This is a genomic window from Blastomonas sp. SL216, from assembly GCA_026625625.1.
Classification (GTDB): Bacteria; Pseudomonadota; Alphaproteobacteria; order Sphingomonadales; family Sphingomonadaceae; genus Blastomonas.
In genome coordinates this window covers 1,817,562-1,839,825 of the sequence record CP113055.1, presented here as the reverse complement: position 1 = coordinate 1,839,825, position 22,264 = coordinate 1,817,562, and the positions used below count along the sequence as shown (strand labels likewise).

The 22,264-nt window shown below is 57.3% G+C and carries 13 protein-coding genes; 9 read left to right on the top strand and 4 right to left on the bottom strand.

Annotation, left to right across the window (positions count from 1 at the left end; all coding sequences use genetic code 11):
* Window positions 1-13 precede the first annotated feature (13 nt).
* The 7 genes from OU999_08665 to OU999_08635 all read left to right on the top strand — a co-directional run bounded on the left by OU999_08665 (window position 14) and on the right by OU999_08635 (window position 14,450).
* Complete coding sequence (locus OU999_08665; GenBank protein ID WAC25239.1) at window positions 14-814, top strand: glucose 1-dehydrogenase; 801 nt, start codon at window positions 14-16, stop codon at window positions 812-814.
* Entirely contained in the window at window positions 811-2,436 is a 1,626-nt protein-coding gene (locus tag OU999_08660) for a long-chain fatty acid--CoA ligase (GenBank protein WAC25238.1), read from the top strand. The genes OU999_08665 and OU999_08660 overlap by 4 nt, the downstream gene beginning before the upstream one ends.
* Window positions 2,437-2,450: 14 nt before the next feature.
* Complete coding sequence (locus OU999_08655; protein WAC25237.1) at window positions 2,451-3,218, top strand: SDR family oxidoreductase; 768 nt, start codon at window positions 2,451-2,453, stop codon at window positions 3,216-3,218.
* Between the two features lie 526 nt (window positions 3,219-3,744).
* The gene (locus OU999_08650; protein ID WAC25236.1) at window positions 3,745-4,269 is read left to right on the top strand and encodes a DUF4019 domain-containing protein; all 525 of its coding nucleotides are present in this window, start codon (window positions 3,745-3,747) and stop codon (window positions 4,267-4,269) included.
* Between the two features lie 836 nt (window positions 4,270-5,105).
* A complete protein-coding gene (locus OU999_08645) occupies window positions 5,106-13,208 on the top strand; it encodes a hypothetical protein (protein WAC25235.1) in 8,103 nt (2,700 codons plus the stop codon).
* 103 nt (window positions 13,209-13,311) lie between these two features.
* Window positions 13,312-13,737, top strand: coding sequence for an outer membrane protein assembly factor BamE (gene bamE / locus OU999_08640; protein ID WAC25234.1), 426 nt, complete (start codon window positions 13,312-13,314; stop codon window positions 13,735-13,737).
* A 227-nt stretch (window positions 13,738-13,964) separates the two neighbouring features.
* Complete coding sequence (locus OU999_08635; protein WAC25233.1) at window positions 13,965-14,450, top strand: DUF4019 domain-containing protein; 486 nt, start codon at window positions 13,965-13,967, stop codon at window positions 14,448-14,450.
* Window positions 14,451-15,005: 555 nt separating this feature from the next.
* Here the strand turns inward: OU999_08635 and OU999_08630 are convergent.
* Window positions 15,006-15,734, bottom strand: coding sequence for a LytTR family DNA-binding domain-containing protein (locus tag OU999_08630; GenBank protein ID WAC25232.1), 729 nt, complete (start codon window positions 15,732-15,734; stop codon window positions 15,006-15,008).
* A gap of 89 nt (window positions 15,735-15,823) precedes the next feature.
* Window positions 15,824-16,369 (bottom strand): hypothetical protein, encoded by a 546-nt coding sequence (locus tag OU999_08625; protein WAC25231.1) that lies wholly within the window; start codon window positions 16,367-16,369, stop codon window positions 15,824-15,826.
* 627 nt (window positions 16,370-16,996) lie between these two features.
* Here OU999_08625 and OU999_08620 point away from each other — a divergent pair.
* On the top strand, window positions 16,997-18,031 hold the full coding sequence (locus OU999_08620; protein WAC25230.1) for an IS110 family transposase: 1,035 nt from the start codon (window positions 16,997-16,999) through the stop codon (window positions 18,029-18,031).
* A 165-nt stretch (window positions 18,032-18,196) separates the two neighbouring features.
* Window positions 18,197-18,973, top strand: a complete 777-nt coding sequence (locus tag OU999_08615; protein ID WAC25229.1) for a hypothetical protein — start codon at window positions 18,197-18,199, stop codon at window positions 18,971-18,973.
* Window positions 18,974-19,341: 368 nt separating this feature from the next.
* Here OU999_08615 and OU999_08610 read toward each other — a convergent pair whose 3' ends face one another.
* Window positions 19,342-20,370 carry an IS110 family transposase gene (locus OU999_08610; GenBank protein WAC25228.1) on the bottom strand — a complete coding sequence of 343 codons (1,029 nt, stop codon included), beginning with the start codon at window positions 20,368-20,370 and terminating at the stop codon, window positions 19,342-19,344.
* A 331-nt stretch (window positions 20,371-20,701) separates the two neighbouring features.
* Window positions 20,702-21,796: a DUF5694 domain-containing protein gene (locus OU999_08605; GenBank protein ID WAC25227.1), complete on the bottom strand. Its 1,095-nt coding sequence runs from the start codon at window positions 21,794-21,796 to the stop codon at window positions 20,702-20,704.
* Between the last annotated feature and the right edge of the window lie 468 nt (window positions 21,797-22,264).

Here is a 22,264-nt window from a genome sequence, read left to right as displayed (position 1 = left end):
TTGGGGGCGGGCCATGCCCAGCCCGGCCCCGCCTTTTTTCAGGAAAAGGGATTTGCAGGTGCGCTTGGACGGAAAAACTGCGGTGGTGACTGGTGGGGCGCGAGGGATCGGCGCGGCCATCTGCGTTGCTCTGGCGCGCGAAGGTGCCAAGGTTGTGGTAACCGATGTTCGCGAGACAGAAGGCTTTGCGCTGGTCGAGCAGATGCGCGTCAATGGGACCCAATCCCTGTTTGTCCAGCAGGATGTCACGCTGGAGGAAGGATGGATCGAGGTTTGCGGCCGCGCGCTTGACGCATTTGGCGGCCTCGACATTTTGGTCAACAATGCCGGCATCGCCCTTCCCGGCACGATCGAGACGCAGAGCCTGGCCGACTGGCGGCGGACCATGGCGATCAATCTTGACGCCGTTTTTCTGGGAACCCAGGCTGGCGTCAGGGCGATGCGTTCAAAGGGCGGATCGATCATCAACATTTCGTCAATCGAAGGCATGATCGGCAGTGCCTACCTGCCCGCTTATAACGCATCCAAGGGAGGCGTGCGCCTGCTGACAAAATCGGCGGCCATCCACTGTGCAAGGGCTGGGTACCGCATCAGGATCAACAGCGTTCACCCCGGCTATATCGGTACCCAGATGGTGCAGGACGCACTGGCGCTGCTGCCCGAAGATTTTGCCGGCAGAACGCTCGAGCGAATTCCGATGCAGCGATTTGGCGCGGTGGAGGAAGTGGCATCAACCGTGGTTTTTCTCGCTTCGGACGAATCCAGTTACATGACCGGCAGCGAGCTGGTGGTCGATGGCGGGTTGCTGGCATGACGCTCCCGACCGTGCACGGTTCGATGCAGGACTGGAAACTGCGCGTCACGCATCTGATTGATCATGCCGCTCGCGAGCATGGCAAGCGCGAGATTGTCACCCGCTGGGCTGATGGCAGCGAGACGCGGACCCATTGGGCAGGCATCCGGCACGACGCGCTGCGCATGACGCAGGCGCTACGCAAGTTGGGCGTGCAGCCTGGGGATCGCATCGCCACGCTGGCGATGAACCATCACCGGCATCTCGTTTCCTGGTATGGCGCTGTGGGTGCCGGCGCTGTTCTCCACACGCTCAATCCGCGACTTTTCGATGATCAGCTCGAATACATCGTCAATCATGCCGAAGACCGGGTGATGCTGTTCGACAAGGTCTGGGCACCGATTGTCGAGCGGATGAAGCCGCGCTGGCCGACGGTGGAACATTATATCTGCTTCGACAGCAGCGAACCTGCGCTGCACTTCGAAGCGTGGATCGGCGGCGAAGACGGCCAGACTGCCTGGTACGATGGAGACGAGCGCGACCCGTGCATGCTTTGTTACACCAGCGGCACTACCGGCAACCCCAAGGGCGTGCTGTATGAACACCGCTCGAGCATGCTGCATGCCATGGCCGCGCTTACGCCATCGGTGTTCGGAATGGACTGCCGCTCGGTCATGCTGCCGATCGTGCCGATGTTCCATGCTGCAAGCTGGGGCCTGCCATGGGCCGGGGCTGCGGCCGGAGCCAAGTTCGTCTATTCTGCGGTCAACGACGGCGCTGTGCTGTGCGATCTTATGAACCGCGAGAAGGTGACCTGTTCGGCAGGAGTGCCAACGGTCTGGCTGGCCCTGTTGCAGCATGTCGATACGCACGACAGCGGCCAGATACCACCCAGCTTGCAGACCATTGTCACGGGTGGATCGGCCATGCCGCGCGCGATGATCGACCGCCTCATGAGGGCAGGATGCCGTGTCGCGCATGCGTGGGGGATGACAGAGACCTCACCCATCGGCACGATCGGAGCAGAGACCTGGGACTGGGACGATCTGCCATTTGACGAGCAGGTCAGCGTCAAGGCGATGCAGGGACGGCCACCATTTGGGGTTGAGATTCGATGCGTCGATCTGGATGATCCCGAGAAGGTCTTGCCGCGCGATGGCCTAGCCGCCGGTGCGTTGCAGGTGCGCGGGCCCTGGGTGGTCAGGCGCTATTTCAAGGCCGATGACGATGCGGGGGTTGCAGGCCAGTGGTTCGACACGGGCGATGTCGGCGTAATCCATCCTGATGGCACATTGCAGCTGACCGACCGCGCGAAAGACGTGATCAAGTCGGGCGGCGAGTGGATCAGTTCGGTCGAGCTGGAAAACGCAGCGGTCGCTCATCCGGCGGTGGCTGAGGCAGCGGCGATTGGCATCGATCACCCCAAATGGGATGAACGGCCTTTACTGATCGTGGTCAAGAAGCCCGGGATGGAGTGCAGCCAAGCGGACATTCGCAGCTTTCTCGCTGGCAAGATCGCCAAATGGTGGGTGCCCGAGGTCGTGGCCTTTGTTGATGCTATCCCGCACACTGGCACTGGTAAGATCAGCAAGAAAGACCTCCGGGATCAGTTCCGCTGCTTTAACTGGAACGAGCCAGCCTGACAGGAGTGGAACGTATGACGAAACCTTCTATCTTCATCACTGGGGCTGGTTCGGGAATTGGCAAGGCCACGGCAGAGCTCTTTGCGGCTCAGGGCTGGCGCATTGCGCTTTGCGACATTGATTGCAGCCGGATCGAAAGCCTGGCTGCAGAGCTTGGCGATGCAGTGACGGCCTATCAGGCCAATGTGTGCGATCCCGATTCACTGGCGTCCGCGCTGGAGGCATTTGCTGGCGCTGATGGATTTGATGTCCTGTTCAACTGCGCCGGCATTCTAGAGATGCGCGAATTTGCAGAATGCTCGCTGGCTGCAATGCACAAGCTGATCGACGTCAATGTGAATGGCGTGATCAACGGCATGCATCTGGCTCTGCCGTATCTGCGTCAACGACCCAGGTCGCGCATCATTACGATGTCGTCGGTCGCCGCCGTTCATGGCATCCCTGAAGAGGCTGCTTATTCGGCCAGCAAGTTTGCCGTTCGTGCGTTGACTGAAGCGCTCAATATCGAGCTGGAAGCGGCAGGCATCTGGGTTTGCGACGTCATGGTCGCCTATGTCGCTACGCCGATGGTCCTGTCGCCGCAGATCAAAGCGAGATCGGTCGATATCCTGGGCGTGAACGTAATGCCGCAACAGGTAGCGGAAACTGTCTGGCAAGCCCTGAAAGAGCGCAAGGTTCACTGGTTCGTGACACCAGAGGACGAGGCCATCGCCCAGCAGATAGATAGCACTTTATGGGAAGAGAGAAGGGGCCTGATGAAGCAGATCACGGGATTTGCATGAATTAGGTTCGCTGCATTGCTCCTGGATTTTTGAAGCCTTGGATTTTGATCCTGAGGCGGACGATCCGAGATCGAGTCTTGATCGTGGCGCACATCCGAAAAATGGCGAGCGTGCGGTAGTTTTGTTTATCGACTGGGTCATCAGCTGCTCGTCAGTGACGAGCAGCTGATGACCCAGATTTGGATGTTGTCCGCGCGTGGTAAAGCCTCATCCGCGCCGATCCCAAGGCGGCAAGGTGTCGTTTCGATAGTGAGTCGCAGATGCGACTGTAAAATCGTTCCACCAGCTATTTCCAAATTATGCTTTCTGGAGCAAGTTGTCGCAAACATAAAGTGACCGTAATGGGCTCGATTCGCTGATGCAATTTCGCTTAAGGCAGTTATTGATAAATTAATAAGGTCGGAAAATCTCGCGAGAATTGAGCCTTCGATGTGCCAAGAATTGCAATTGGTCATGTAGATTTGGCGTTTGGGCAAAAATACCTGAATTTACATATGTCATATCCGGTAATTAAGGAGCATTTGTGGTGAATTCGCAATTGAAGGCTCTGGCCCTATCGCTGGCTGTCATTAGCTCGAGCGGTGTCATTTATGCGAATGCTGGTGAGTCGCAATCGCAGCCAATGACTGAAAAGGATGAGCGGAATGGGCCGGTTTACCGGGTCGATCCGAAGGTGGGCATATCAAGTGACCTCATCATCCATAATGCCTTGAAAACTGCATTGGTGCTGGAGATGGGAGGGGCCGAGCAGGTTTATGATTCCGCCTCGGTCGTCATGAAGGGCGCTATCTCCAGGTCAAAATTTAGTGGGGAAGTCGCTGCGGCCAATTCAGGCTTCGGTCGCAGTGTGTCGCGCGTATGGACCCGGATCGAGCAAGTTAAAGTTGGGGCCGGCGCCCAAGGGGGGGTCCCGCCAGGGGGCTATGTGACTGTTTTTTTGATTTCGCACAATTCTTCGGGCGAAGGGCGGGTAGAACAGCTCAGTTTTCGATTGGATGAGGACGATCGCTGGCGTTTGGCTGGGGTAAAAACTCATTCTCTAAGGTCATAAAATTATGGCTCGAGTATATGGTTTGTATTCAAAAACACTTTGAGTTTCGAAGTGTATTATATGCAGTATATGTAATTTAAGGTTAGAAAATGGCGCATAATCTTATTGATCGTCGGCGTGATTGCTCGGGCTGGGATGCTGGGCAGCTGCTTTCAGCTTCGAATGGGTTGGGCAAGGGTGTGCGGCGGCGTATAATGGGTGCGCTGCGGGCGGCATCAATGTTTGTTGTTTTTGGTCGCCGGCATTCGATCGGAGCTCTTGGGTTTGGTGCAGCTATAGGCCGCGGAAGCGCAAGTTTTGGTGCCTTGGGGGCAATCGCTGCTCTTGGGTTTGCTGGCCCAGCACTGGCGAATACCCACCCTTCGCCCACGTCTTGCGTGTCGGCAGGGGGGAACGCGGTCGTTGGAAATGAGCCCGCGCAGGGCAATACAACCTCACAGCCAGCCGATGGAAGCGGCACTTATTCGACAGTTGCAGGCTGCAATGCCGATGGCCACGATCAGTTGGGTGTCACCGTAATCGGCGCTCGAGCAGATGGTTTCGGAGTGGGAGCAGTCGCCGTCGGGTACAATGCGGACTCGGCGAAATGGGCTTCTGCATTCGGGCTAGACTCCAATGCTTCGGGGACAGGGGCAGTTGCCCTTGGTTTTAGTGCTGTTTCCAGCGGACTAAACGCGGTTGCCATCGGTGGCGCGGGCGGGAATGGTACGACGCCGCTGACAGTCGCAAATTCTACGACCGCATCTGGAGCTGGTGCTGTTGCGATTGGTGCAAACGCGACGCGCGGCGCGCAGGCTGGGGGCGCAGACTCGATTGCAGTCGGCGGGCAGGCAACGGTGGCGGTCGCTGCGACATCTGGCATTGCAATAGGGCGCGCTGCAGCCTCGACCGGCGTCACCAGCCTGGCTCTGGGTGATGGTGCGTCAGCAAGTAACACTAATGCGCTGGCGATCGGCACCTCCAGTATTGCAAATGGTTCGGGTTCAACTGTAGTTGGGGTAGGCGCGCGTTCTGCATTCAACAATACCGTGGCTGTAGGTAACGATGCTCGAGCTGGGGCAGTAACATCTATTGCTATTGGTAGTGGATCGCGCGCCAACGGCAACGGAGCTGTAATTGTTGGGGCGTCTGCTGGCTTAAACACCGTGACGGGGTCGTCTTCACAGATAGCGATCGGATCTAGTTCAGGCCAAAATGTGAATGGCAACAACAATGTTGCGATGGGTCTTGAGGCCGGCCAAAACATAGCTGGCAATGGAGCTTCCGGCTCTGGTGGCAATAACAATTTGGCCCTTGGTACGCGTTCCGGTAGGGATATTTCTGGGTCTAGGAACATTACCCTCGGCTGGGAAAGTGGTAGAGCAGTATCGGGTAACAACAACTCTGCCTTGGGGCCGCAGTCGGGCAATGGGGTTACTGGGGGATTTAACAGTGCTAGCGGTTATTATGCTGGTACAAATGTTCAAGGTAGCTTCAATATTGCTTCTGGAAATGGAGCTGGCGCGGATGTTTCAGGTAACAGTAATGTTGCGATTGGAAATCGTGCGGGAACAACGTCAACCATTGTGGAGAGCCCGCTTGATGCGCAGCCAATTGTAATCACATCAGCGGTTTTGGACGTGGATGATACTGTCGCTATTGGTTCAGGGGCAGTGGCTACGGCAAATTCTGGGACTGCGATCGGTGACGGTGCGCGTGCATCGGGTGTGAATGCGTTTGCTGGCGGAACCGATTCCGATGCGTCGGCTCGGGATGCCGTGGCCATAGGCACCCAAGCTACTGCGACAGGCGAACGCAGTATTGCGCTGGGCTATGATGCCATTGCAACGGGATCAGTTGCCGTTGGTGCGTCGGCGCGAGCAGGTAACGGCGGGGCAGCATTTGGCGATGGTGCAATTGCAACCTTTAACGGTGGGGTGAACGACCCGGCGATTGTTGCTGGAACCGCGTTAGGCTTAAATGCCAATTCAAATGTAAGTGGATCCACTGCTTTGGGTGCGAACAGCACTGTTACGGTAGCGGATGGCGTAGCATTGGGTTCGAGTTCAGTTGCGGGCACAGCGGCAGGAGTGCCGGGATATGTTCCGCTGGGCGCGAGTTCAGCGAGCTTGGCAGGGATAGCGGCAACAAATAGCACTGGGCTTGGAGCAGTCAGCGTCGGTGCATCGGGTAATACGCGTCAGATCACAAATGTCGCTGCCGGCGCGCAAGACAGCGACGCGGTAAATGTTGCGCAACTCAAGGCGGTTGAATCGCTCGCGAACGCTGGCTGGACGGTGACGGACGGTACGACCGGTGCGAAGATCGGTCCGAACGGGACGGTGAGGTTTGCTGGCGACAGCAACATAAAGGTATCGCAGAGTGGGTCTGACGGTTCTGGTGTTGTTGAGGTTGCGCTGAGCCCGGATGTGGATCTGACATCTGCCGGCAGCCTGACGGTGGGCGGATCGGTTGTCGATGCTGCGGGTCTTTTGGTGAGCGATGGTGCTCGCACGACGTCGGTTGGCGCTGGCGGTGTGACGAGTGGCCAGGTTGTGCTGAGCGGCGTGTCGAATGAGGTGACGGGCCTTGGCAACCGGACGCTGAGCGACCCGACATTTGCAACTGTTGGCCGTGCAGCGACCGAGGAGCAGCTTGCCCAGGTCCAGGCCGCTGCGACAACGCGGTATTTTAGCGTAAACGACGGCGGCATTCAGCGTGGTAACTACAATAACGATGGCGCAACTGGAATAAATTCACTTGCGGTTGGCGTGAATGCACTCGCGGATGATGCCGACAGCGTGGCAGTGGGGAGCGGAGCTCGGGCTACAGGTGGCAATGCTGATGACGGCGCGGTCGCAATAGGTCGAGTTTCGACCGCCCGCGGAGATGGAGCCACCGCTGTCGGTTCGGAGACGATTGCGAATGCAGACGGCGCAACTGCCATCGGTGACGATGCCAAGGCTATGGCGTTGTTTTCAACTGCGATAGGAGATGGGGCCAGCGTCAACTCAACCGGGGCGCCCGGTTCGTTTGCTAGCGCTGCGAGCATTGCAATTGGTGCGGCTGCGAATATCACTAATTCGACTGGTAGTAGTGTCATCGGCAGCGGAAGCGGCATTAGCGGCACAACTGGTAGTGTTATACTGGGCGCCGGCAATCAAATAACACATGCTGATTCAAGCGCACTAGGTGTAGCTGTAATTGGTGGGGGGAACACAAGTTCAAATTCATCTATTGTTGGTGTATTGGGGCTACGAAACTCTGTTTCCAACAGCGTGGATGTCCAAATCATGGGTGATAGTAACGCTGTATCCTCAGGTCGATATGTCCGAGTATTTGGCTCAAATAATCAGGTTGTCTCCTCTGGGGATATAACGGTTCTAGGTGTCTCAAATAATTTGACTGGTGCAAAAGACACTAGTGTAATCGGGAATCGAAATTCTGTCGGAGAGAATCTGACTGGGAGTCAGATAATTGCGAGTGGCGCTACCGTTTCCAGTGACGTCAGTAACGTCGTTGCGATCGGATCGGGAGTCGGGATTGCAGCCAATCGATCCACTGCTTTGGGTGCGAACAGCACTGTTACGGTAGCGGATGGCGTAGCATTGGGTTCGAGTTCAGTTGCGGGCACAGCGGCAGGAGTGCCGGGATATGTTCCGCTGGGCGCGAGTTCAGCGAGCTTGGCAGGGATAGCGGCAACAAATAGCACTGGGCTTGGAGCAGTCAGCGTCGGTGCATCGGGTAATACGCGTCAGATCACAAATGTCGCTGCCGGCGCGCAAGACAGCGACGCGGTAAATGTTGCGCAACTCAAGGCGGTTGAATCGCTCGCGAACGCTGGCTGGACGGTGACGGACGGTACGACCGGTGCGAAGATCGGTCCGAACGGGACGGTGAGGTTTGCTGGCGACAGCAACATAAAGGTATCGCAGAGTGGGTCTGACGGTTCTGGTGTTGTTGAGGTTGCGCTGAGCCCGGATGTGGATCTGACATCTGCCGGCAGCCTGACGGTGGGCGGATCGGTTGTCGATGCTGCGGGTCTTTTGGTGAGCGATGGTGCTCGCACGACGTCGGTTGGCGCTGGCGGTGTGACGAGTGGGCAGGTTGTGCTGAGCGGCGTGTCGAATGAGGTGACGGGCCTTGGCAACCGGACGCTGAGCGACCCGACATTTGCAACTGTTGGCCGTGCAGCGACCGAGGAGCAGCTTGCCCAGGTTAACCAGGCAGCGAATGCTGGCTGGACGGTGACAGCGCAGGGTGCGAACGGAACAAACGTAGCAGTTGCCAGCGCGACCGGCAGTGCGGTTGATCTGAACAACAGCGACGGCAATGTCGTGGTATCGAAGTCGACGGGCAGCAACAACGTTACGTTTGATCTGGCGGATGCGATCAGCGTGCAGAGCCTCACGGCGGGGCCTGTGGTGATCGCGACGACAGGGATTAACGCCGGAAATCTGGTGATCTCGAATGTTGCAGCCGGTGTTGCTGGCAGTGATGCGGTGAACGTCAGTCAGCTGTCTGCACTGGGTAACAGTGCAGCCTCTGCGCTTGGCGGCGGTTCTGCGTACAATCCTGCGACTAATGCTGTGACGGCTTCGCTGACCGTGGGGACGAACAATTACACAAGTGTCCAGGATGCGTTGACGCAACTGAACAGCGTTGCAGCCGCTGGCTGGACGGTGACGGACGGTACGACCGGTGCGAAGATCGGTCCGAACGGGACGGTGAGGTTTGCTGGCGACAGCAACATAAAGGTATCGCAGAGTGGGTCTGACGGTTCTGGTGTTGTTGAGGTTGCGCTGAGCCCGGATGTGGATCTGACATCTGCCGGCAGCCTGACGGTGGGCGGATCGGTTGTCGATGCTGCGGGTCTTTTGGTGAGCGATGGTGCTCGCACGACGTCGGTTGGCGCTGGCGGTGTGACGAGTGGGCAGGTTGTGCTGAGCGGCGTGTCGAATGAGGTGACGGGCCTTGGCAACCGGACGCTGAGCGACCCGACATTTGCAACTGTTGGCCGTGCAGCGACCGAGGAGCAGCTTGCCCAGGTTAACCAGGCAGCGAATGCTGGCTGGACGGTGACAGCGCAGGGTGCGAACGGAACAAACGTAGCAGTTGCCAGCGCGACCGGCAGTGCGGTTGATCTGAACAACAGCGACGGCAATGTCGTGGTATCGAAGTCGACGGGCAGCAACAACGTTACGTTTGATCTGGCGGATGCGATCAGCGTGCAGAGCCTCACGGCGGGGCCTGTGGTGATCGCGACGACAGGGATTAACGCCGGAAATCTGGTGATCTCGAATGTTGCAGCCGGTGTTGCTGGCAGTGATGCGGTGAACGTCAGTCAGCTGTCTGCACTGGGTAACAGTGCAGCCTCTGCGCTTGGCGGCGGTTCTGCGTACAATCCTGCGACTAATGCTGTGACGGCTTCGCTGACCGTGGGGACGAACAATTACACAAGTGTCCAGGATGCGTTGACGCAACTGAACAGCGTTGCAGCCGCTGGCTGGACGGTGACGGACGGTACGACCGGTGCGAAGATCGGTCCGAACGGGACGGTGAGGTTTGCTGGCGACAGCAACATAAAGGTATCGCAGAGTGGGTCTGACGGTTCTGGTGTTGTTGAGGTTGCGCTGAGCCCGGATGTGGATCTGACATCTGCCGGCAGCCTGACGGTGGGCGGATCGGTTGTCGATGCTGCGGGTCTTTTGGTGAGCGATGGTGCTCGCACGACGTCGGTTGGCGCTGGCGGTGTGACGAGTGGGCAGGTTGTGCTGAGCGGCGTGTCGAATGAGGTGACGGGCCTTGGCAACCGGACGCTGAGCGACCCGACATTTGCAACTGTTGGCCGTGCAGCGACCGAGGAGCAGCTTGCCCAGGTTAACCAGGCAGCGAATGCTGGCTGGACGGTGACAGCGCAGGGTGCGAACGGAACAAACGTAGCAGTTGCCAGCGCGACCGGCAGTGCGGTTGATCTGAACAACAGCGACGGCAATGTCGTGGTATCGAAGTCGACGGGCAGCAACAACGTTACGTTTGATCTGGCGGATGCGATCAGCGTGCAGAGCCTCACGGCGGGGCCTGTGGTGATCGCGACGACAGGGATTAACGCCGGAAATCTGGTGATCTCGAATGTTGCAGCCGGTGTTGCTGGCAGTGATGCGGTGAACGTCAGTCAGCTGTCTGCACTGGGTAACAGTGCAGCCTCTGCGCTTGGCGGCGGTTCTGCGTACAATCCTGCGACTAATGCTGTGACGGCTTCGCTGACCGTGGGGACGAACAATTACACAAGTGTCCAGGATGCGTTGACGCAACTGAACAGCGTTGCAGCCGCTGGCTGGACGGTGACGGACGGTACGACCGGTGCGAAGATCGGTCCGAACGGGACGGTGAGGTTTGCTGGCGACAGCAACATAAAGGTATCGCAGAGTGGGTCTGACGGTTCTGGTGTTGTTGAGGTTGCGCTGAGCCCGGATGTGGATCTGACATCTGCCGGCAGCCTGACGGTGGGCGGATCGGTTGTCGATGCTGCGGGTCTTTTGGTGAGCGATGGTGCTCGCACGACGTCGGTTGGCGCTGGCGGTGTGACGAGTGGGCAGGTTGTGCTGAGCGGCGTGTCGAATGAGGTGACGGGCCTTGGCAACCGGACGCTGAGCGACCCGACATTTGCAACTGTTGGCCGTGCAGCGACCGAGGAGCAGCTTGCCCAGGTTAACCAGGCAGCGAATGCTGGCTGGACGGTGACAGCGCAGGGTGCGAACGGAACAAACGTAGCAGTTGCCAGCGCGACCGGCAGTGCGGTTGATCTGAACAACAGCGACGGCAATGTCGTGGTATCGAAGTCGACGGGCAGCAACAACGTTACGTTTGATCTGGCGGATGCGATCAGCGTGCAGAGCCTCACGGCGGGGCCTGTGGTGATCGCGACGACAGGGATTAACGCCGGAAATCTGGTGATCTCGAATGTTGCAGCCGGTGTTGCTGGCAGTGATGCGGTGAACGTCAGTCAGCTGTCTGCACTGGGTAACAGTGCAGCCTCTGCGCTTGGCGGCGGTTCTGCGTACAATCCTGCGACTAATGCTGTGACGGCTTCGCTGACCGTGGGGACGAACAATTACACAAGTGTCCAGGATGCGTTGACGCAACTGAACAGCGTTGCAGCCGCTGGCTGGACGGTGACGGACGGTACGACCGGTGCGAAGATCGGTCCGAACGGGACGGTGAGGTTTGCTGGCGACAGCAACATAAAGGTATCGCAGAGTGGGTCTGACGGTTCTGGTGTTGTTGAGGTTGCGCTGAGCCCGGATGTGGATCTGACATCTGCCGGCAGCCTGACGGTGGGCGGATCGGTTGTCGATGCTGCGGGTCTTTTGGTGAGCGATGGTGCTCGCACGACGTCGGTTGGCGCTGGCGGTGTGACGAGTGGCCAGGTTGTGCTGAGCGGCGTGTCGAATGAGGTGACGGGCCTTGGCAACCGGACGCTGAGCGACCCGACATTTGCAACTGTTGGCCGTGCAGCGACCGAGGAGCAGCTTGCCCAGGTTAACCAGGCAGCGAATGCTGGCTGGACGGTGACAGCGCAGGGTGCGAACGGAACAAACGTAGCAGTTGCCAGCGCGACCGGCAGTGCGGTTGATCTGAACAACAGCGACGGCAATGTCGTGGTATCGAAGTCGACGGGCAGCAACAACGTTACGTTCAATTTAGCAGAAAATATAAAAGTTGTTAGCCTAAAAGCAGGTAACACCTCTGTGGATACCAATGGCATCGCCATTTCTGGGGGGCAAAATGGAGCAGTTGTATTATCAGGTTCGGGCTTAAATAATGGCGGAAACAAAATTACCAATGTGGCCGCCGGTGTCGCTGCAAATGACGCCGTCAATGTGAGCCAGCTTCAGTCTGCAATTGGTAACGTAAATATCGCTTTTTCCGGTAATGCGGGCTCTAATATTACACGATCATCTGGCCAGGTTCTAGCCATTCGGGGTACTGGAAGCACAATCGGTACATATTCGGGCGGCAATATCAGGACAGTCACAGATAGTCAGAGTGGCAGCATCAACATTGAACTGGCTGATAGCCCCAAGTTCGGAAATGTGACAATCAATGCTGAGGGCACAGGAAAAATTACAGGCGTCGCCGCAGGCTCGTTATCATCTAAGAGTTCAGACGCCGTGAATGGTAGCCAAATTGTTGCCCTTGGTGACAGTATTGCATCTTCAATCAGTCCAGGATCAAAATATAATCCTGTCAATAACGCGATCGAGGCCGCGATAGTTGTAGGCGGCAATGTTTATACAAATGTTGAATCTGCAATCCAGGCGGTGAATAGCTCGGCAACGGCCGGGTGGAAGGTGGCGACAGCTTCAATCGGTTCCGGCGTGGCTACGGGTTCCAGCGTTGCAAGCGTTGCGCCCGGATCAACTGCAACGTTCACTGCTGGCAACAATGTCATGATTAAGCAAAGCGGGACCGAGGTCCAGATTGCGGTCAATCCGAATATTACAGGCGTAGAGAGCTTGGCGATTGTCGGTGGTGCCACAATGAGCGGTAACGGAATTGATATGGCTGGAGATAGGATATCGAACCTCGGGGCTGGTACTGCGGCGGGGGATGCAGTCAATCTTGACCAACTTAACAACGGGCTCGCTAGTACGCTAGGTCAGGCCAACATATACACCGATACCGCTGTTTCGGATTTGCGATTTGATTTGTCGCGATTTGGTCGCGATGCGAATGGCGGTACGGCATCGGCTATGGCTATGGGAACAGTACCACAGGCGTTCGAGCCTGGTATGGGAATTATGGGCTTCGGTGTGGCTCATTGGCAGGGTGAGCAAGCGTTTGCTCTCGGCTTTTCGAAGGCATCTGATGATGGCCGGGTAATTCTACGTGCATCCGGGACTTACAATACCAGGCGTCAAGCCGGAGCCGCGGTGGGCTTTGGTATTCAGTTTTAGGGTCGATCTTCCTCCCCCCCCGAGGAAGGGGTGGGAGGGGGGCGCGCTCCCCTGCTCGCCCCCCTCCCGCCTTAGGTGGGTAGGAATACGGCTGGAGAAAAAAATGAAGTGTTATCATCAACTGATTGTTGCAATCCTTTTAATTGTTTATCCTAAGCCATCATTTGCTGAGGCGGGAGATAGTATGATATCTCATGGGCCCCATCTGGATCAATCTGTTCACTTTCCAGACCCTAAGAGGGCTTCCCGTAGATCGGGCGTTATCACTACACCAAGCAACATTGTTATGATAACTCCTGGTGCCCGAACTGATGATGTTTATAAATTGCTGGGTGTGCCTCATTTTTATGAGGGATTCAGCGTTTCGCATTGGAATTATCTCGTTAACATATATCAAGGGCCAGGCGTTGCTCATGTTCAATGCCAGTTCCAAGTGGTATTTGACAAAAAGCGTCGAGTGACGGCGACTTATATCAATAGTAAACAGTGTTATGAAATTATTTCGTCAAAAGAAAATTATAACCAATAGGGCTTTGGCTCATTTGAGTAATAGATATTTTCAAACTAAATAATGTGGCATTAGGGTAGTGCGAGAAATTTAAGATATAGAATTACGGTGCGATCGAATTTGGAATAATGTGAAGTAAAAACTGAATATTCTATATTAATGAATTAGTCAAGGGTGCTATTGGTATGCGGGAGGTCGAGGAATTGGTTCTTTTCTGCGGGATTGTGACCTTGGAGGGGTAGGATTTTATGTTTTTGCGCTCTCTCTTCAAATGCAATATTATTTTAATTTTGATGTTATTTATAATTTTTATCGGGTCCCCTATCAACGATTTGGCGGCTCAATCAGTTGCTGCCAGAAAAAGCAACCCAGCCCTTGGCCCGACAGATTTCTTGTCTGCAGCGCTTAATGTAGTAGATTCGGTCGATCGATACGAGATGGGAGATGTTTGGGATCGGTCCTCTCCCATTATGAAAGCAAGCGTACCGAGAGATAGATTCGTATCTAATACCGCGCAGAAACGTGCCTCCCTCGGTGCCGTCAGTAGTCGAAATTGGATTTCGATCGGACGCATTGTGGTTGTAGATAATAAGAGCCCGCTCCCTCCAGGCCAGTATATTTCGGTAAAGTTGGTTACAAATGGAAGCAGCGGAGTAGCAATGGAGGAAATAATTTCATTTCACCTTGACGTTGACGGTCAGTGGAAGCTCGCGGGCTATACAATCATTGTCTGAGCGAGTATTATGGTTTCCAGTAAGATTGACTGCGCGTCCTGGCCCCACCAGAAACTGAAGCAAGTTCTCAGCTTCGATCACTTCGAGGGGCTATCATGGCAGGGCATTTACCGATATACATTCAAGGGCATGATCGCGTCGCCTTTCCGGCAAGTCTGAAGTTTCAATGCAGCGAGTCGGGAGAAATGCACATGAGCGGCATCAGTGCACTTTCCCAAATCGTTGCAAATCCTCGATTTTATGCGGGTTTCGAGCTATTCTGCCCCCAGCTGGAATCTTGTTTTTTTTCCGAGTGGTGTCGCAAAGTCTCGAAAAATAGGGGACAGATCTGGGGGCAACGAGGTATCCGTCCGGGCACCTCGGTCCAGCGGCACGTCCCACGTCCAATGGCTGCTTTCGAGTTGTGCCCAGAGCCGATATGATTGCGCAGTCGGGTGAATAGCGGAACGGCCGCGATAGGGAACGCAGATGGCGTTAGCAGCGCCGCTTAACGGTCCGGCCTTTCTTCAAAGGAACGGTGTTCGAGAATAGCGTCATACAGAAAAGGGGCTGTTATCACGCCTTTGCGGCACCGAGGCGATCGAGGATGACGTCCCGATATGTTCTGCTAACGGCGACTTCCGATCCGCTTTGCATCGTCAGGCGCCACGTTCCGTCAGAAAGCAAAGTTGCATGCAGCACCATTGCCAGGTTCACGATGGCTGTACGATGACATCTGGCGAATATCGCCGCATCCAGTTCCTCTTCTATCGATCGCAGCGTCCTGCGAACGAGGCCTTCGCGTCCCTCCCAGTTCACGACAACGTAGTTCGCTGCGGAGCCGAACCACTCGGCCCGATTGAGATCGACAGGAACCTGGCGGCTACCCTCAGAGACGAGCAAGGAGGCGGCTTGTACGCCCAGCTTTGCTGAAGCCCGCGATGCTGCCGTCCTGGCGCGTGCAAGGGCCTGTTGCATTCTGGCATTGCGGGCCTGCTCGGCCGCTGCTCTTCTTCTCCAAGCGAGTGCGGCGACGATCGCCATCACGCCGGTATAAAGCGCGGTACTCACCGGCAATTGGGTGGTCCACCGACTGACTAATGGCAGAACCGACGTCGGCGAGAAGCTGGCATCGAGCAGGGCCGTCACCGTGGCCTGCAATGGGATCACGACCAGCCCCAGCGTAAGTGCGCCCGCGACGATGCGCTCATCGCAGCGTCTCGATTGAGTCAGGCGGGACAGCAGCCAGGCAACCGGTATCCAGGTGCCAAAGGACGATGCCTGCCAAATCAGCGCTGTCGTCAAATGCAGGGAAGGATGAGCCATACGTAGAACAGTGCACGCACCCGACACGGCCAAAATATAGAGGCACGCCCCGATTGCCACACCGGCCGCTATTCGCTCCCCTGCACCGGCATCACCGGTCGCCTCGCGTTCCGCGCGATCATCATGATGGTGATTAGGTAGAACAGGATGGTCGGCCACAATTGCTTCCAGGGATCGGGTATGGGAATGAAGGTGAGGACGCTGCCGCTGAATGCCGAAAGGACCGCGGCAAAGGCGCCTAGCATTTTAACCATGTGCTCATAAAGCCAAAGTCTTGGGAAGAATGGCCACTCTGCAGGACGCAGGAAGCGCAGCACATCATACCCCGCATAAAGGATCGTCGCACCCGTCAGCGCATAGATAAATGGCTGTCGGTGTTGGACACCGCCAGCTGCCGTATAGGTCAGAAGCGCGAACGAAAGCGCCAACAGCGTGACCGTTACCGCCCAGTCCAGCGCAGTTGCCCTGTCGGTCGCCTCCCGGTCCGGCCGCTTGCGACGCAGCACCCGGATACCTGAGAATACGCCGAGCGTGGCGGAAAGCGTCAGAGCGGCGAAATACGGATTGAGAGCCAGAACAGTCAGAAGCGCCGCGGACGCCAGCACCCCCATCATGCATACGCTGAACCGCCTACCCCATCGTCGATGGCGAGCGGACCCCTTGATGCCAATCAGGCTCATGGCTCCAGTGGCGAGGGCGCCTATACCTGCCGCGAAGTGAACGACTAGGGCTGCGTGCATCATGGTCAACATGCGCCTGACAAGACACAGCCAGTTCCTCTGGGCGACCCGGTTGGGATGGATCGCGTGTAGCAGGGACCAAATCGTCTCTGAGCCGGGCTTTTAAACATCACATATCCGCCGGGCCGTTTCCACAAACAAACCGCTAGCGGGGAGGGGAACTCGGCGATCCGCCTGAGGCCTTTAGAAGGTTCGGCTTTCCCAAACCCGTTCACGATTGTTCTTTCGCGGCATGGCCGCGCGGAAATTGAGAATCGGGACAGGTCTCGCTGAGCAAACGGCCGCTTCAGATTGTCGGAACGCCAATTTGAACGTCCGCAATGGGGCGGAAGCTGCCTGGTAGCTTTCGGATGAGATTTGCGGACTGCGGACGTTGTAGCTTAGGACTGCACGGCGTCCGCTTGCACGGTGCAGGACGCCAAAACCTGATGGGGTGGACGCCCCCCGACGGCATCTATGTGCCAAAGTGGAGGTGTTGATTCACCACTGAGGGAGGCGTCCGTGTCGCAAGTTAGCACAATAGGTCTGGATATCGCCAAGAACGTTTTTCATGCGCACGGTGCCGATGAACGCGGTGCGATGGTTTTCAGTCGCAAGCTTACCAGGAACAAACTGCTCGACTTCTTTGCAAGTCAGCCGGGGTGCACTGTTGCACTTGAAGCGTGCGGGGGCGCGCATCATTGGGCGCGGCAGCTGAAGGCGATGGGGCACGATGTGCGGCTCATTCCGCCCGCCTACGTGAAGCCGTTCGTGAAGCGAAACAAGAACGATGCGATCGATGCGGAGGCAATCTGCGAGGCGGCACAGCGCCCGGGCATGCGCTACGTGACGGTGAAGAGCGAGGAACAGCAGGCCGCAGGTCTTGTGTTCCGAACGCGCGACCTTGTGGTACGTCAACGCACCCAGTTGATCAACGCGATCCGAGGCCACTTGGCGGAATATGGCTGGGTCGCGCCACGCGGCACCGCGCACATGACGTTGCTGACCGAACTCCTGGAAGAAGGTGAGATGACCTCCACTTTACCAGCGGCGGCACAGTCGATGTTCAAGCTCATGATCGACATGCTAGCCGAGCTCGACAAGCAGGTTGCTGTGCTCGACCGCGAGATCGCGCGGCGCGCCAAGGAAGACGAAGCAGCCCGGCGGCTGATGACCATCCCAGGGATCGGTCCTATCGTGGCGACCGCCATCATCGCGCTGGCCCCGCCGATCGAGACCTTCCGCAAAGGCCGCGATTTTGCGGCCTGGCTCGGGCTTGCACCCCGACAGCACTCAACCGGAGGCAAGCAACGGCTTGGCGGTATAACCAAGATGGGCGAGCGGACGATCAGGCGGCTGCTCATCATCGGCGCAAGCTCGGTGGTGCTGCAGGCCAACAGGCGCGGTGCACCGCGTGGCTCATGGCTGGAAAGCATGCTGGCGCGCAAACCGCGCATGCTCGTCTCGGTCGCGCTCGCCAATAAGATGGCGCGCATGGTGTGGGCGCTGCTCACCAGGAAGGAAGACTACAAAGCTCCGGCAGTGGTCGTGGTGTAAGCCAAGGCAGCAGTCAGAGGCGTCGGGGACGTAGGCGGTCGAAGGAGGGTATGGCACAACAGTCGGCGAGACGGGGCTGGAAGAACCAGGGAATGGCAGGGCGCTAGCCAAGCGCGTAAACCTGTAATGGATCCGGTCCGCGAACTCCCATACTGGCCCGCAGCTATGGCGCTGCTCATCGAGGCCGGACAGATGACAGCATCCGACTACGTGCCAAAATACCCCAATTTAATGCTTGCATCCAAAGGGGCGTCCACAGATGCCGTTCGGGTTTCGACCCCCTTGCCGACATCTGACGAGAGCGCATACTGGTCACTCATGATTAACAGGAACGCAGCAGCCAATCTCTTAGAGCAGCTGTCTCGCTGGTCTGCTGCCTCTCCGCTGCACGACAAAAAGCAACTGCGGCAGATTTGCCCCCAAGCACGGCGCGGAACTTACGCCTATCTACATTGTCTATACGCTGGGCTGGGCGAAGCAGAGATTGACAAAATGGCAGTGTCATTGGGTCACCCGATCCCTCCTAAGCTATTCGATTTCTACATCGCAACTAATGGAGCGAGGCTTTTCGAGGGGCAAGTTAGTGTCGGTGGCCTAGTCATCGACTTCAGCCGAAATCCCGCGAAAGCGGTACCTATCTGCATCGAGCAGCACAATCTGATCTTCTCGGCAATGCACCCAGACTGGCATAACCAAGGATACTTCCGAATAGGTGGAGTGTCGTTCCTTCGGCAGGACCAAATGATCTGCGGGCCTAACGATCAGATTGCCATCTTACACGAACAGACGGGAAGGCCTCTGCGCCGCTACGTAGACATATTTGATTGCCTAGAGAGCTTCGCGCGGGAGATGGCGCAGTTCTGGACAGCAGAAGGTGACTTTATCGGTGATTGGGAAACCATCGACCATTTGCTGCTTGGGACGGGCGGAATGGTTCAATGACCGCTAACCACCCAATAGCGGCCATGTGCCGGGCCGGTGAGCGATCCCAAAAGCCGTATGGCGGCTTGGCCTCGCTCGCGAAAAATTCCTGCCTGTCTGGAAACGACCCCTGTGTGGACGGCTCTCCGTTGGCAAGGGTATTTCTGTCCTGCGCTGGCTGGTCGTGGCGTCCATGTGTCCGGCCTTTCAGCGCGGCTTTGCATGGCCGCTGGCCCTGATGCCATTCCCGCGGTTCAGGTTCCTCCCAATTGCACGCACTCGAAGTGCTGGGGTCGCTTGGGTTCTCCTGCTCCGGCGGTTTCAACCGGCTTGTTGCATCAGTTCAGTCTGCCCTCTCCAACTCGTGTAGCGCCCTGGGGCGCGATCTCTCAGGCGGCTGCCAGCTCCGGTTCCCGGTTAGGCTTGCCTGTTGCCGACATTGCCAAGATTATCCGGGCGTTCTTGTTCGCCAGCGCGACAGCGGCAACCTTGGGCTTCTTGCGCGCCAGCAGTTGCGTCACCCAGGGCCGTTTGGTGCCGCCCTGCTTCGCTCGCCGCACCAGTGCCATAGCGCCGACCACGAGCAACTCGCGCAGGTAAGGGTTGCCCGCCTTGGTGATACTGCCATGCCGCTCCTTGCCGCCGCTTGAGTTCTGGCGCGGTGTGAGGCTGATCCATGCCGACAGACTGCGTCCGCCGCCGAAGGTAGAAGGATCAGGCACGCAAGCCACGATCGCGCTGGCCAGCAGCGGACCAATGCCGGGTATCTTTATCAGCCTGCGGCCCGCCTCGGTGCGGCGGGCATCGGCGAGGATGCGCCGGTCGTTGTCGAGGATCTGCTCCTTGATCATCTCCAGCTGGGTGCTCAGCACCGTGAGGCATGTTCGTGCCTCATCCGGCAAGCGCGCATCCTCCTGATCGGCGATGACCGCGATCAGCCGGTCCAGTCCTCCGCGTCCGATGGCTGCGGTGATGCTAAACTCGGCCATGTGCGCGCGCAGGGCATTGCTGATCTGCGTGCGCTGCCGTGTCAGGATCTTGCGCACCCGGTGCAGCATCATGGTCGCCTGCTGGTCCGGCGACTTCGCGCCAACGAACCGCATCGTCGGCCGGGTCACAGCTTCGCAGATCGCCTCTGCATCGGCAGCATGGTTCTTGCCGCGCTTCACATAGGGCTTCACGTATTGCGGCGGCATCAGCTTCACCTCGTGGCCGAGCAAGGTCAGCTCACGTGCCCAATGGTGGGCCGAGGCGGACGCTTCCATGCCGACAAGGCAGGGGGGCAGGTTCTCCAACAGCTTCAGCAACTGACCCTGCGTGAGCCTGCGCCGCAGCACTGCCACGCCCTGCGCGTTGACGTCGTGCACCTGGAAAACAGACTTTGCCAGATCCAGCCCAACAACCGATACTTGCTCCATCGCCACTCTCCTCTCCGACTGATCCGCAGAAGTTATCCCGCGGGGTGGAGGGCCGTCCACGATATCAATTGCAGTCGCGGCGGCGACCTGATGGCGTGATGGGAAATGGTCGGTCTAGCCATTCTGGAAACGGGTCGGCATCTGAAGGCACAAATTTCCGTGGCGTCATCATGAGAGGAGGATCATGCTTTTGATCAATATGACATAATTGCTACCATCAACCATGCTGATTAAAGCCTGGAATGCCGCAATCATGCGCTTGTATAAATAGCCAGTTGGTGTGGATCGATGTCTGTCAGTGGAGCCATAAGACATCCGGAGCCAGCTGGATTTATTTCAACACCACCAAGGCATCTACAATCTGTACATCCGACATTTGATCGAGGTAGGCGTCGTAATATCCCTTGTGCGACGCGCCGACGATGTTCAGCACGCGCGCACCGGGTGCATTGCCGAACGCTTCGCGGATATTGGCAACCATCCGCAGATTGCGCGCTTCAAACCAAGCAACATAGCGGCGGCCATGAAGGCCATCGCCCGACAGCTTGATCGCGCGGCCATAGTCGAAAGTGATAAACGCGCGCTGGGTCGCGGGATCATTGGTCACGCGATAAAATTCAATATAATCTCCCGTTTTTGCGGCATCGGCCTGTGATGCGAAATAGCGCGCAATCTCGGGGACAGCGTCTGCGCCGGGCGAACTCCAATGCGCCTGAATAGCCGCCGCAAAGTCCGGGCCAGCGGCTGTTTGAATGCTGTCGGAAGTATGATCATCGACAGCGTAGAGCCTTTCCAGCCCCAGCCGGACTGCTAGCGCTACTCCGATTGCGATGGTCTCATTTGGTTGGGCTTCGACCGTGCCCAAAATGTCCATTAGCGGCTGATCAATTCCGTCACCTAGCTTGCGCTCCCTTGGTGGGAGGCGAAGCCACTGCACCAGTGCCGATGGCCGATCATTCGCGGCGAGAAACAGCGAAGCCAACTTGCGGCGCTGCGCCGCGGAGGGCGAAGCGGGCCAGCTTTTCAAAGTCGTCTCAATTGCTTCCATCGCTTGGGGAACGGTTAATCCGGTGGATTTTTCGACCTCTGCCGTGCCCCGGCAATAATCATCGAAGATGCCAGCATAGCGAGCCTTATAGCGTTCAACCTGATCACATTGCTCGCCGGAAAGCCCTTCGTGGGTGATGATCACGGGCCGGAATGCCTCCAGCTTGTCGAGCAGGCTGTCCAGTTCGGCAGGGGTTGGTTTCTTCTCCAACTCCGACAGATGCGCGCTGCCGATGGTTAGCACTTGCGTAATCGGGCCTGCCTGCGTGCCGCGCAGGGATTTGGGATCGAAGGCGGGCGTACCAACAGCCGATTGCGCGTTCGCAAGCGCCGGAAGTGCGGCAGCAACAATCAGCAGTGCGTTTAGAATCAAGCGCATGATGGCTCCATTGTCTGGCAATTAGACGGCAGCGCGAGCATATTCAGGGTTCTGAATATTCTGCGTTTCAATCGATTGACTGGATCCTAACATATTTTGCAGTCTATAATTCAATCAAATTTCGAATTTCCAACGGCTTCAGCGAGTTCACTCCAGGCTCAAGTCGGCCCGAAAGCCGCCATTCGCCTTTCCACCCATAAACGGCCACCGGCAGCTGTTGGGTGGGCACCCAAGACCGATCAGGCATCTATCGCAGCGATTGCGCTAGAACCGGAAGTGCTTTTTCGACCCCTGAGCAGACCTAAATGAAGCTCATGGAGGGCGCCATTTGGAGCCATATGAATGGAATTCTGTAGCCGGCTGAAAGTTTGCTGCGGGATGATGAGGCACAAGCCAGGCAGGCTGCCGTTTGGCGAAATTATGCTGCCAGAGGTAGTCCAATTGCTTGTAGTGCAGGATTGCGGCGTC